Source organism: Streptomyces sp. NPDC002577 (assembly GCF_053594815.1).
In genome coordinates this window covers 351,188-363,092 of record NZ_JBSFWK010000004.1, presented here as the reverse complement: position 1 = coordinate 363,092, position 11,905 = coordinate 351,188, and the positions used below count along the sequence as shown (strand labels likewise).

Below are 11,905 nucleotides of genomic sequence, written 5' to 3'. Positions count from 1 at the left end.
GACGCTCTGTGGGGGCAGGCGTGCGCATCACTTGAAGCCGGTGGGCATGTACTGGTCGACGTTGTCCTTGTCGACGACGGCCGAGTAGAGGGTGAGGGACGCCGGGATCTCGAACTCGGCCAGGCCCGAAACGCCCTTGGACTGCCCGAGCGCGCGCGCCAGATCGATCGCCGAGGCGGCCATGGTCGGCGGATACAGCACGGTGGCCTTGAGCACGCTGTTGTCGGCCTCGATCGCCTGGAAGGCGGAGAGCGCGCCCGCGCCGCCCACCATCAGGAAGTCGTCGCGGCCCGCCTGCTCGATGGCGCGCAGGGCGCCGACCCCCTGGTCGTCGTCGTGGTTCCACAGGGCGTCGAACTTCGACTGGGCCTGCAGCAACTGCGCCATCTTGGCCTGGCCCGACTCGACGGTGAACTCGGCGGCCTGGCGGGCGACCTTCCTGATGTTCGGGTAGTTCTTCAGCGCGTCGTCGAAGCCCTGGGTGCGCTGCTTGGTCAGCTCCAGGTTGTCGAGTCCGGCGAGCTCCACGACGCGGGCGTTCTTCTTGTCCTTGAGCTTCTCGCCGATGTAGTGCCCGGCGTTCAGGCCCATGCCGTAGTTGTCGCCGCCGATCCAGCAGCGGTACGCCTGCGGGGTGTTGAAGATCCGGTCGAGGTTGACGACGGGGATGCCCGCGCGCATGGCCTTCAGGCCCACCTGTGTGAGGGCCTTGCCGTCTGCCGGGAGGACCACCAGGACGTCGACCTTCTTGTTGATCAGCGTCTCGATCTGGCCGATCTGGGCCGCGGTGTCGTTGGAGCCCTCGGTGATCTCGAGGGTGACGTCCTCGTACTTCTCGGCCCGCTTCTTGGCGTTGTCGTTGATCGCGTTCAGCCAGCCGTGGTCGGCCTGCGGGCCCGCGAAGCCGATGGTGACCTCCTTGCCGGGCTTGTCGTCCGCGACCGGCTGGTCGTTCGCGGCGGACGCCCCGTCTTTGGCGGAGTCTTTGGGTTCGTTGCTGGTGCAGGCGGTGAGGAAGGCACCGGCGGATACGGCGGCGGTGCCGAACAGCAGTCCTCTGCGACTGGTGAGCTCTGGCATGACGGTGATCCCTTTCCTCAGGTCGTGCTCGCGGTACGGCGCTGGACCAGCACGGCGGCGACGATGATCGCGCCCTTGGCGATCTGCTGGACGTCGCTCTGCAGGTTGTTGAGGGCGAAGATGTTGGTGATCGTGGTGAAGATCAGGACGCCGAGGACGGAGCCGGTGATGGTGCCCCGGCCGCCGCTGAGCAGGGTGCCCCCGATGATCGCGGCGGCGATGGCGTCGAGCTCGTAGAGGTTTCCGTTGGTGTTCTGGCCCGAGCCGGACAGGATGATCAGCAGGAACGCCGCGATACCGCAGCACAGCCCGGACAGCAGATAGAGGTAGAGGCGCTGGCGCCGCACGTCGATGCCGGCCAGCCGCGCCGCCTCCGCGTTCCCGCCGACGGCGACGGTGCGCCGGCCGAAGGTGGTGCGGTTCAGCACCAGCCAGCCGACGACGGTGACGGCCGCGAAGACGAGGACCAGCGGCGGAACACCGAGGACGTACGCGTCGCGCTCCCCGAGACCGAGGATCCCGTCGACGGTGACGACCTGTGTCCTGCCATCGGTGATCTGCAGGGCGAGGCCGCGGGCGGAGGCCAGCATGGCGAGCGTCGCGATGAACGGCACCATGCCGCCGTACGCGATGAGCAGCCCGTTCACCAGCCCGCAGCCGACGCCGACGAGCACCGAGGTGAGGAGGATGCCCCCGAAGCCGTACTCCTGGGTGGCGAGCGTCGTGGCCCACACGGAGGCGAGCGCGACGATCGCGCCCACGGACAGGTCGATGCCGCCGGAGGTGATGACGAAGGTCATGCCGACCGTGACGACACCGATGACGGACGACTGGGTGAGGACGAGCTGGAGGTTCCTGGTGTCCAGGAACTCGTCGGGTTTGGTGATGCCGCCGACGACGATGAGCGCGGCCAGCACGCCGAGCAGCGACAGGGTGCGGATGTCGGCACGCGCCCATATGGCACGGAGCGAGCTCGCGCCGTCCGCCGGGGCGGACGTGTGGGCAGGGGTGGAATCGGACCGGGGACGTGCGTCCGGCTGACCCTGCTGCGCCGGAGAGGCGGGCTGCGTCATGACGTCGGACTCCCTTCCGCGGTCACGGGATGTGCGGGGGTCACCGGGCTCACGGAGCTTCCTTCCATCACGAGGTCGAGTACGCGGTGTTCGTCGAGCTCCCGGGCGGGCGCCGTGTGCACGACGCGGCCCTCGCGGAGCACCAGCACACGGTCGGCGAGCCCGAGCACCTCGGGTACTTCGCTGGAGACGAGGAGGACGGCGAGGCCGTCGTCGGCGAGGCGGCGGATGACGGCGTACAGCTCGGCGCGCGCGCCGACGTCGACGCCCCGCGTGGGCTCGTCGAGCAGCAGGACGCGGCAGCCTCGCAGCAGCCAGCGGGCCAGTACGGCCTTCTGCTGGTTGCCGCCGGACAGCGTGCGCACGGGAACCGACGGGTTGTCGGGGCGCAGCGACAGCTCCCGTGTGGCCTGCCGCGCCGCGGCGCGTTCGGCGGACCTGTCCAGCCAACCGCCGCGCGAGAAGCGGGACATGGAGGAGACCGACACGTTGCGGGTGACGGACTCGAGCATCAGCAGGGCCTGGGCCTTGCGCTCCTCGGGGGCGAGCCCGAGTCCGGCGCGCACGGCGGCGCGCACGCTCCCCGGCTTGAGCGGCTTCCCGTCCACCAGCACCCGGCCCGCACTCGCCCTGCGCGCTCCGTAGATCGTCTCCAGGATCTCGGAGCGGCCGGAGCCGACGAGTCCCGCGAGGCCGACGATCTCACCGGGGTGCAGCTCGAGGTCGAGGGGCGCGAACTCGCTGTCGCGGGCCAGGCCTTCGACGGTCAGTACGGGTGCGGGAGCTTGCTCCGCGGTGACGGCCGGCCGGTCCGGGAAGACGTACTCGACGTTGCGGCCGGTCATCATCGCGACGACCTCCCGCGTCGGGGTGGTCTTGGCGGGCAGTCCGACCGCGACGGCCCGGCCGTCCTTGAGGACGGTGACACGGTCGCCGATCGTGCGGATCTCCTCCAGACGGTGGGAGATGTAGACGACGGCGACTCCGTCGGCGGTCAGATCGCGGACGATACGGAAGAGGTTGGCGACCTCGTCGGGGTCCAGGGCGGCCGACGGCTCGTCCATGACGATGAGCCGTACGTCGTGGGAGAGCGCCCGCGCCATCGAGACGATCTGCTGCTGGGCGGCCGAGAGGTCCCCGACGAGCCGGGCCGGGTCGATCTCCGGATGGCCGAGCCGCTTGAGGAGCGCTGCGGCCCGGGCGCGCGCCTCCCGTCCTCGTACGACGAATCCGGCCGTGGTCGGCTCGTGGCCGAGGAAGACGTTCTCGGCCACCGACAGGCCCTCCACCAGGTCGAGTTCCTGGTAGATGGTGGCGATACCGAGGCGCATGGCCGCGATGGGCGAGCGGAGGACGACGTGTTCGGAGCGCCAGGTGATCTCGCCGTCGTCGGGCTGGTGGGCGCCGGCGAGCACCTTGATGAGCGTGGATTTCCCGGCGCCGTTCTGGCCGAGCAGGCAGTGGACCTCGCCGGCCTGGACCTCCAGGTCGACGCCGTCGAGGGCGCGGACGCCCGGGAAGGACTTGGTGATGCCGGACATGGTGAGCAGCGGTGGTTCTGGTGCCATGACAGGTCCCCTCGGCGGGTGCGGCCGGTGAGCGGGTGCGATTCAGGGCGTGTACTGATATGTCGGCTAGCACAGAGCAGAGCTCTGTACTTGTGCTGCCGGTGCCACCACCAGCACTCAGGGTGCTGGTGGTGGTGTTGCGGCTTTGGTGAGGTTGCGTGTGTACGGCTCTGGCGAGGTGGCGTATGTGCTTACCGGTCGCCGGTACGGCTACCGGTCAGGCGGGCGAGAACAAGTGGTCGCTGATGAGCCGGGCCGCGCCGGTGACACCGGCCGCGGGCCCCAACTCGCCCAGGACGATGGGCAGATTGCCGGTCGCAAGGGGCAGCGACTGGCGGTAGACCTGGGTGCGGATGGCGGCGAGCAGCGTGTGGCCGAGCCCGGTCACGCCGCCGCCGATCACCACCAGGCCGGGGTTGAAGAAGCTGACGAGTGAGGCGATGACCTGGCCGGTGCGGTTGCCGCCCTCGCGGATGAGGTCGAGTGCGGTGGCGTCACCCGCGGCGGCCGCGGCGGCGACGTCCGCGGCGGTGAGCCGCCCGGCCGCCTCGAAGCGGGTCGCGAGCTCGGGCGACCGTCCCTGCTGGGCGGCCTCCTCGGCGTCGCGGGCGAGGGCCGCGCCGCTGAAGTGCGCTTCCAGGCAGCCCCGGTTCCCGCAGGCGCAGGGCCGCCCGTCCGGTTCGACCTGGATATGGCCGATGTCGCCGGCGCTGCCCGTCGTACCACGGTGGACCTCGCCGCCGACGACGATGCCGCAGCCGATGCCCGTACCGATCTTGATGCAGAGGAAGTCGCCGACCGAGCGGGCCACTCCCGCGTGCTGCTCCCCCATCGCCATGAGGTTCACGTCGTTGTCGACGAGGACGGGGCAGCCGAGTTCCTGGCTGAGGGCCTCCCGTACGGGAAAGCCGTCCCAGCCGGGCATGATCGGCGGCGCGACCGGCACGCCCTCGGGGAAGCGGACCGGTCCGGGAACGCCGATGCCCGCTCCGTCGAAGCCTTCGGCGAGCCCGGAGGCCTTCAACTTCGCGGCCATGGACAGCACTTGCTCGAAAACGGCGACCGGTCCCTCGCGTACGTCCATGGGCTGGTTGATGTGCCCGAGCACCTCCAGCTCCGCGTTGGTCACGGCGACGTCGATCGACGTGGCGCCGATGTCCACGCCGAGGAAGCGCAGCGCGGGTGCGAGACGGATGTTGTGAGAGCGGCGGCCGCCGCGCGAGGCGGCCAGCCCGTCGGCGACGACGAGACCGGTCTCGAGGAGCCGGTCCACCTCGACCGCGAGCTTGGAGCGGGACAGATCGATCTGATCGCCCAGCTGAGCCCGCGAGTTGGGGCCGCCGTCGCGCAACAGCCGCAGCAGTCGCGCCTGATGTGCGTTCGCGGGCCGAGCCGTCATACGTCTCACGTGCCCCTCCCCGCCTGATCGGCCTGTCTGCGTCTGGCTTTCGAGGGGAACGTAGCAGTGGTTGCCGGGAGGGGGAAGAAGTTGAGCAGGAATCGCCCCTGACTTTCTCCTGCTTCAGGACAAAGCCCTGACCGGGCCGGCTCTACCGTGCCGGGCTCAGGACTTCTCGCGCGCGTGATACGTCTTGCGCGTGTGCTCCGTATGGGCGCGCATGACCTCCGTGGCGCGCTGTTCGTCGCGGGCCGAGATCGCCGCGATCAGGTCGCGATGCTCGATCCAGGACTGCTTGCCGCGCTGCCGGGCGACCGGTGTGTAGTACCAGCGGACGCGCCGGTCGACCTGGCCGGCGAGTTCGGCCAGGACGACGTTGCCCGCCAGCTCCATGACCTTGGCGTGGAAGGCGGCGTTGGTCGCCACCACGAGGTCCACGTCGCCGTCATCGACCGCCTGCTCGCCCGTGGCGCAGAGCTCTTCCAACGCGGTGATCCCCGCGGTGCCCGCGTTGGCGGCGGCCAGCCGCGCGGCCTCGGCCTCGAGCAGCGTGCGCACCGTCAGCAGCTGGTCCGCCTCGTCTTCGGTGGGCTCGTGCACGAATGCGCCCTGTGCGGGACGCAGATCGACCCAGCCCTCGGTGTTGAGGCGCTGCAGTGCCTCGCGCACCGGCTGCCGCGAGACGCCGAGATGCCCGGCCAGCTCGCTCTCGACGAGGTGCTGGCCGGGCTGCAGGGCGCGGGTCGTGATGAGTTCGAGCAGTGCCTCGTAGACCCGGTCCCGCAGAGGGCCCGGACGTTCGAGCCTGGGCACCGCTCCCTGCGGCAGTCCTGTGGACAACATCGCGGTCCCCCTCCTGGGCGGCAGACGAGCCGGTATCAGTCGGCTCCGGACGAGCCGGTATCAAGTGACTCCGGACGAGCCGGTATCAATTGGCTTTCGTCTACAGTCTACTGAGCACAATGGCCAGTGCCAGAGCCAGTTGGACACGTCACACCGCGCTCAGGCCGCCCCGCCCGGGCGGCTCGCCTGCCGCCTCACGGACAGCGGACGACCTGCCCGGCGTACGACAGATTGCCGCCGAAGCCGAAGAGCAGCACGGGGTCGCCGGTGCCGATCTCGCCGCGCTCCACCAGCTTGGACAGGGCGAGCGGAATGCTCGCCGCCGACGTGTTGCCGGAGTCGACGACGTCGCGGGCGACGACCGCGTTCACGGCGCCCAGCTTCTGGGCGAGCGGCTCGATGATCCTCAGGTTCGCCTGGTGCAGCACGACCCCGGCCAGGTCCTCGGGCGTGATCCCCGCACGCTCGCACGCCTTCCGGGCGATGGGCGGGAGCTGCGTGGTGGCCCACCTGTAGACGCTCTGCCCCTCCTGGGCGAAGCGCGGCGGGGTGCCCTCGATGCGTACGGCGTTGCCCATGCCGGGCACGGAGCCCCACAGCACCGGCCCGATGCCGGGCGCCGCATCCGCGGCGTCCGGTGCGCTCGCCTCGACGACGGCGGCCCCCGCGCCGTCGCCGACGAGGACGCAGGTGGTGCGGTCGGTCCAGTCGGTCACGGCGGACATCTTGTCCGCGCCGATGACGAGTGCGCGCTCCGACGCCCCGGCCCGTACGGCGTGGTCGGCCGTGGCGAGCGCGTGCGTGAAGCCCGCGCAGACGACGTTGACGTCCATGGCGGCCGGGGACGGCATGCCGAGGCGTGCCGCGACCCGCGCGGCCATGTTCGGGGAGCGGTTCTCGGCCGTGGAGGTGGCGACGAGCACCAGGTCGATGTCGCCGGGCACCAGGCCCGCGGCGGCCAGGGCCTTGGCACCGGCGTGCGCGGCCAGTTCGTCGACGGGCTCGTCGGGACCGGCGATATGGCGGGTGCGGATGCCCACCCGGGACTTGATCCACTCGTCGCTCGTGTCGACCATGCCCGCCAGGTCCTCGTTGGTGAGCACCTTGTCGGGCTGGTAGTGGCCGACGGCGGCGATGCGTGAGCCGTTCATGGGCGAGCCCCCTCATGAAGGAGATACGGGACTCACCAGTCTGGTAAGCGACTCACGGGTACGAGGTGACGTAAAGCGACAGGATTGGGGCGCCCCACTTGTCGGTTTCCCTCATGCCGTACAGCCACATGCCGTACGGCGCGGGGCGCCCTTCCTCGGATCGGCGGAGGCCGGAGCCTCAGCCGGTGAACAGCTGCGTCGCCTTCTGCACCAGCTCGTAGACCCCGTAGGCGAGCGGCAGGCCCACCCACAGCCAGGCGAAGGCGATCAGTCCGCGGCGGCTCGGACCAGTCGGGCTAGGCGGACTGCTGGTCCCGGACGGTGTCGTCATCGGCGGCCTCCCTCGGGGCGGGAATGTGGTGGCGCGGGTGGACGGGGCGTACGAGCTCGTTGGCGACGAAGCCGACCACGAGCAGGCCGATCATGATGGTCAGCGACAGGCCGTAGAGGCCGGAGCCGTGCTTGCCGGCCTCCTTCTGGCTGTCGGCGACCCAGTTGACGATCAGCGGGCCGAGGACGCCGGCGGTGGACCAGGCGGTGAGCAGCCGGCCGTGGATGGCGCCCACCTGGTACGTCCCGAAGAGGTCCTTCAGATAGGCGGGGACCGTGGCGAAGCCGCCGCCGTAGAAGGAGAGGATGACCAGCGCGCAGACGATGAACAGGGGCTTGGAGGAGTCGCCGAACCGCGCGATCAGCAGGTACATCAGGGCGCCCACGCCCAGGTACAGCCGGTAGATGTTCTTGCGGCCGATGAGGTCCGAGGTGGAGGACCAGCCGATGCGCCCGGCCATGTTGGCAGCCGACAGCAGCGCCACGAATCCGGCCGCCGCCGAGACCGACACCGGCGTGTCCGTGTCCGCGAAGAAGTCGGTGATCATGGGCGCGGCCTTCTCGAGGATGCCGATACCCGCGGTCACGTTCATGCACAGCACGACCCACAGGCACCAGAACTGCGGGGTGCGCACGGCGCTGCGCGCCGAGACCTGGACGCCCTCGATCGGGGACGGTCCGGACGGGGTGGGCCGCGAGTCCGGGCGCGGCACGCGCACGAGCAGCACGCCCAGGGACATGAAGACGGCGTACGTCAGGCCGTGCACGAGGAAGGCGAGCGCGATGCCGGACGAGTCCGCACCGAAGGACTCGAGCATCTGCGCCGACCAAGGCGAGGCGATGAGGGCGCCGCCACCGAAGCCCATGATGGCGATGCCGGTGGCCATGCCGGGCCGGTCCGGGAACCACTTGATCAGCGTGGAGACCGGCGAGATGTAGCCGATGCCGAGGCCTATGCCGCCGACGAAACCGTAGCCGAGAACGATCAGCCAGTACTGCTCGGTGGCGGCGCCGAGCGCGGCGAGCAGGAAGCCGGAAGAGAAGCAGCACAGCGCGACGGTCATCGCCCAGCGCGGCCCGTTGCGCTCCACGAGCGTGCCGCCGAACGCGGCGGACAGGCCCAGCATGACGATGCCGAGCTGGAACGGCAGGGCGCTCTGGGTGCCGCTGAGGCCGAGCGCGGACTCCAGTGGGGGTTTGAAGACGCTCCAGGCGTACGCCTGGCCGATGGAGAGGTGGACCGACAGGGCGGCCGGCGGAACGAGCCAGCGGCTCCAGCCGGTTGGGGCGAGGGGTGGACTCATGATCCCGAACGATATGAAGGCATACGGGACTTGGGAAGCAGTTCGGAAACACGAACCCGTCGACGGTATGCAATGCCTCGCCCAAAGAGCCGTCACAGCCGCTGCGCGAACCCTTGCTGCCCCAAGTTCCATACTGTAGACAATATTTCGTCGACACCGACTGACTGTTCCTCGCTTTCCCTCCGGTTTCCCTCGACCGAACGGAGCGCCCCACAGTGAAAGTCGCAGTTCTCGGCGCCGGTGCGATCGGTGCCTACGTCGGGGCCGCGCTGCATCGCGCAGGCGCCGACGTCCATCTCGTCGCCCGCGGACCGCATCTCGCGGCCATGAGGCAGCACGGAGTGCAGGTGCTCAGCCCGCGCGGCGACTTCACCGCGCGCGCCCACGCCACCGACGACCCGGCCGAGATCGGCCCGGTCGACTTCGTCTTCCTGGGGCTCAAGGCCAACTCGTACGCGGCGTGCGGGCCGCTGGTCGAGCCGCTGCTGCACCAGGACACGGCCGTGATCGCGGCCCAGAACGGCATCCCGTGGTGGTACTTCCACCGGCACGGCGGCCCGCACGACGGGCAGCGCATCGAGAGCGTGGACCCCGACGGCGCGGTCAGTGCGGTGCTCGCGCCCGAACGGGCCGTCGGCTGCGTCGTGTACGCGGCGACCGAACTCGAAGCCCCCGGAGTCGTTCGCCACTTGGAGGGCACCCGGTTCTCCGTCGGCGAGCCCGACCGCTCGGTGTCCGCGCGCTGCCTGGCCTTCAGCGAGGCGATGCAGAGGGGCGGCCTCAAATGCCCGGTCGAGCCCGACGTGCGGGGCGACATCTGGGTCAAGCTGCTCGGCAACATCTCCTTCAACCCGATCAGCGCGCTCGCCCGCGCCACCATGCGCCAGATGTGCCTGCACGGCGGCACCCGCCGGGTCATCGAGATCATGATGGCCGAGACGCTCGCGGTCGCCGAGGCCCTGGGCTGCCGGCCGGGCGTCTCCATCGAGCGGCGCCTTGCGGGCGCGGAGCGCGTCGGCGACCACCGCACCTCCACTCTCCAGGACCTGGAGCGCGGCAAACCGCTCGAACTCGACGTGCTGCTCGCGGCCGTCGTGGAGCTGGCGCAGATCACCGATGTGCCCGTGCCGACGCTCCGAACCGTCCACGCCATCTCGGACCTGCTGGCCGACCGCATGAGGAGCGCGGCATGAGCGACAGGGCACCCAAGAAGAGGAACCGCACGCCCAAGACGTACACCCGTCTCACCCACCCCCTCGTCCGCGACTCCCGGGACGAGCCGTTCCGCCGCGCCACCTGGGACGAGGCGCTGACCCGCGCCGCCGACGGACTGCGGGCCGCGCAGGGCGCCTTCGGGATGTTCTCGTGCGCCCGCGCGACCAACGAGATGAACTACGTGGCGCAGAAGTTCGCGCGGGTCGTGATGGGCACGAACAACGTCGACTCCTGCAACCGCACGTGCCACGCGCCGAGCGTCGCCGGGCTCTCGGCCGCGTTCGGCTCGGGCGGCGGCACGTCGTCGTACGAGGAGATCGAGCACACCGATCTGATCGTGATGTGGGGCTCCAACGCCCGCTTCGCGCACCCGATCTTCTTCCAGCACGTGCTGAAGGGCATCAGGAACGGCGCCCGGATGTACGCGGTCGATCCGCGGCGGACGAGCACCGCCGAGTGGGCGGAGAGCTGGCTCGGCCTGAACGTCGGCACGGACATCCCGATGGCGCACGCGATCGGCCGCGAGATCATCCACGCCGGCCTCGCGAACCACGCGTTCATCGAGCGGGCGACGACGGGGTTCGAGGAGTACAAGCAGCTCGTCGAACCATGGACGCTGTCGCTCGCAGAGAAGGTGACGGGCGTACCGGCGGCCGCGATACGGGAGCTGGCGCACGCGTACGCCCGGGCCGAGCGGGCCCAGCTGTGCTGGACGCTGGGCATCACGGAGCACCACAACGGCACCGACAACGTCCGGGCGCTCATCAACCTGTCGCTGCTCACGGGGCACGTGGGCCGGTACGGCTCGGGGCTGCAGCCGCTGCGCGGGCAGAACAACGTGCAGGGCGGCGGCGACATGGGCGCGATCCCCAACCGCCTGCCCGGTTTCCAGGACATCCTCGACGCGGACGTCCGGCTGAAGTTCGCATCGGCGTGGGACACCGTGATCCAGCCGCACTACGGACTGAACCTGACGGAGATGTTCGAGGCCATGGAGGAGGGCTCGCTCAGGGCCGTCTACTGCATCGGCGAGAACCCTGCGCAGTCGGAGGCGGACAGCGAGCAGGCGGTGCGGCGGCTGAGTGCGCTGGACTTCCTCGTCGTGCAGGACATCTTCCTGACGAAGACGGCGGAGCTGGCCCATGTCGTCCTCCCGGCCACCGCGGGCTGGGCCGAGACGGACGGCACGACGACCAACAGCGAGCGCCGTGTACAGCGCGTTCGCAAGGCGATCGACCCGCCCGGCGAGGCCCGCGAGGACATCGACATCATCTGCGACCTCGCCGCGCGGCTCGGCCACGACTGGAAGTACGCGGACGCGGAGTCGGTCTGGAACGAGCTGCGGTCGGTGTCCCCGGACCACTACGGCATGACGTACGAGCGGCTGGAGGAGCACCAGGGCATCCAGTGGCCGTGCCCCGACACGGACCGGCTCGAACCGACCTACCTGCACAGCCGGTTGTGGGACCCCGACCCCGCGCGGCGCGGCCCGCTCGCACCCTTCGGGCTGGTCCAGCACGACCCGCCGGTGGACCTCACCGACGAGGAGTTCCCGATCCGCCTGACGACCGGGCGGCGCCTCGACTCGTACAACACCGGTGTGCAGAGCGGCGGTTTCGCCTCTCCGCTGCGGCGCGGCGAGTACGTGGAGCTGTGCCCGGAGGACGCGGAGCGGTACGGGGTCGTGGTGGGCGAGGAGGTCCGGGTGTCGTCGCGGCGGGGGTCCGTCGTGGCGCCCGTGTGGGTCGACACCGGGCTGCGTCCCGGGCTCGCCTTCATGACCATGCACTTTCCCGACGAGGTGGACACCAATCAGCTGACGATCGAGGCCAACTGCCCGATCGCGGGCACGGCGGAGTTCAAGGCGTCGGCGATCCGCATCGAGAAGCTGGCCGAGAAGTCACTTGAGACGTCACCCGTCACAGCCGTGAGGAGCTGAGAC

The 11,905-nt window shown here is 70.2% G+C and carries 10 protein-coding genes; 2 read left to right on the top strand and 8 right to left on the bottom strand.

Annotated elements, in window-relative coordinates:
• Positions 1–27: 27 nt before the first annotated feature.
• The 8 genes from ACWD4J_RS09165 to ACWD4J_RS09130 all read right to left on the bottom strand — a co-directional run bounded on the left by ACWD4J_RS09165 (position 28) and on the right by ACWD4J_RS09130 (position 8,748).
• Positions 28–1,080 (bottom strand): substrate-binding domain-containing protein, encoded by a 1,053-nt coding sequence (locus ACWD4J_RS09165; RefSeq protein WP_451394659.1) that lies wholly within the window; start codon positions 1,078–1,080, stop codon positions 28–30.
• Positions 1,081–1,097: 17 nt separating this feature from the next.
• Positions 1,098–2,153 (bottom strand): ABC transporter permease, encoded by a 1,056-nt coding sequence (locus ACWD4J_RS09160; protein WP_451394658.1) that lies wholly within the window; start codon positions 2,151–2,153, stop codon positions 1,098–1,100.
• Positions 2,150–3,721 carry a sugar ABC transporter ATP-binding protein gene (locus tag ACWD4J_RS09155; protein ID WP_451394657.1) on the bottom strand — a complete coding sequence of 524 codons (1,572 nt, stop codon included), beginning with the start codon at positions 3,719–3,721 and terminating at the stop codon, positions 2,150–2,152. The genes ACWD4J_RS09160 and ACWD4J_RS09155 overlap by 4 nt, the downstream gene beginning before the upstream one ends.
• Before the next feature lie 217 nt (positions 3,722–3,938).
• The gene (locus ACWD4J_RS09150) at positions 3,939–5,120 is read right to left on the bottom strand and encodes an ROK family protein (RefSeq protein ID WP_451394729.1); all 1,182 of its coding nucleotides are present in this window, start codon (positions 5,118–5,120) and stop codon (positions 3,939–3,941) included.
• 165 nt (positions 5,121–5,285) lie between these two features.
• On the bottom strand, positions 5,286–5,963 hold the full coding sequence (locus ACWD4J_RS09145; RefSeq protein ID WP_451394656.1) for a GntR family transcriptional regulator: 678 nt from the start codon (positions 5,961–5,963) through the stop codon (positions 5,286–5,288).
• A 194-nt stretch (positions 5,964–6,157) separates the two neighbouring features.
• Entirely contained in the window at positions 6,158–7,114 is a 957-nt protein-coding gene (locus ACWD4J_RS09140; RefSeq protein WP_451394655.1) for a beta-ketoacyl-ACP synthase III, read from the bottom strand.
• 178 nt (positions 7,115–7,292) lie between these two features.
• The gene (locus ACWD4J_RS09135; RefSeq protein WP_451394654.1) at positions 7,293–7,445 is read right to left on the bottom strand and encodes an MFS transporter small subunit; all 153 of its coding nucleotides are present in this window, start codon (positions 7,443–7,445) and stop codon (positions 7,293–7,295) included.
• Positions 7,411–8,748, bottom strand: coding sequence for an OFA family MFS transporter (locus tag ACWD4J_RS09130; RefSeq protein ID WP_451394653.1), 1,338 nt, complete (start codon positions 8,746–8,748; stop codon positions 7,411–7,413). Before ACWD4J_RS09130 ends, ACWD4J_RS09135 begins: the two co-directional genes overlap by 35 nt.
• A gap of 215 nt (positions 8,749–8,963) precedes the next feature.
• Between ACWD4J_RS09130 and ACWD4J_RS09125 the strand changes: the two genes are divergently transcribed.
• Together ACWD4J_RS09125 and ACWD4J_RS09120 are read left to right on the top strand one after the other, a co-directional pair.
• A complete protein-coding gene (locus tag ACWD4J_RS09125) occupies positions 8,964–9,941 on the top strand; it encodes a 2-dehydropantoate 2-reductase (RefSeq protein ID WP_451394652.1) in 978 nt (325 codons plus the stop codon).
• Positions 9,938–11,902 (top strand): molybdopterin oxidoreductase family protein, encoded by a 1,965-nt coding sequence (locus ACWD4J_RS09120; protein WP_451394651.1) that lies wholly within the window; start codon positions 9,938–9,940, stop codon positions 11,900–11,902. Before ACWD4J_RS09125 ends, ACWD4J_RS09120 begins: the two co-directional genes overlap by 4 nt.
• The last annotated feature ends 3 nt before the right edge of the window (positions 11,903–11,905 follow it).

Excerpts from the sequence above, each read along its gene's own strand:
- ACWD4J_RS09150 (WP_451394729.1), bottom strand. The coding sequence starts at position 5,120 with ATGACGGCTCGGCCCGCGAACGCACATCAGGCGCGACTGCTGCGGCTG.
- ACWD4J_RS09165 (WP_451394659.1), bottom strand. The coding sequence starts at position 1,080 with ATGCCAGAGCTCACCAGTCGCAGAGGACTGCTGTTCGGCACCGCCGCC.
- ACWD4J_RS09135 (WP_451394654.1), bottom strand. The coding sequence starts at position 7,445 with ATGACGACACCGTCCGGGACCAGCAGTCCGCCTAGCCCGACTGGTCCG.
- ACWD4J_RS09145 (WP_451394656.1), bottom strand. The coding sequence starts at position 5,963 with ATGTTGTCCACAGGACTGCCGCAGGGAGCGGTGCCCAGGCTCGAACGT.
- ACWD4J_RS09155 (WP_451394657.1), bottom strand. The coding sequence starts at position 3,721 with ATGGCACCAGAACCACCGCTGCTCACCATGTCCGGCATCACCAAGTCC.
- ACWD4J_RS09160 (WP_451394658.1), bottom strand. The coding sequence starts at position 2,153 with ATGACGCAGCCCGCCTCTCCGGCGCAGCAGGGTCAGCCGGACGCACGT.
- ACWD4J_RS09140 (WP_451394655.1), bottom strand. The coding sequence starts at position 7,114 with ATGAACGGCTCACGCATCGCCGCCGTCGGCCACTACCAGCCCGACAAG.
- ACWD4J_RS09130 (WP_451394653.1), bottom strand. The coding sequence starts at position 8,748 with ATGAGTCCACCCCTCGCCCCAACCGGCTGGAGCCGCTGGCTCGTTCCG.
- ACWD4J_RS09120 (WP_451394651.1), top strand. The coding sequence starts at position 9,938 with ATGAGCGACAGGGCACCCAAGAAGAGGAACCGCACGCCCAAGACGTAC.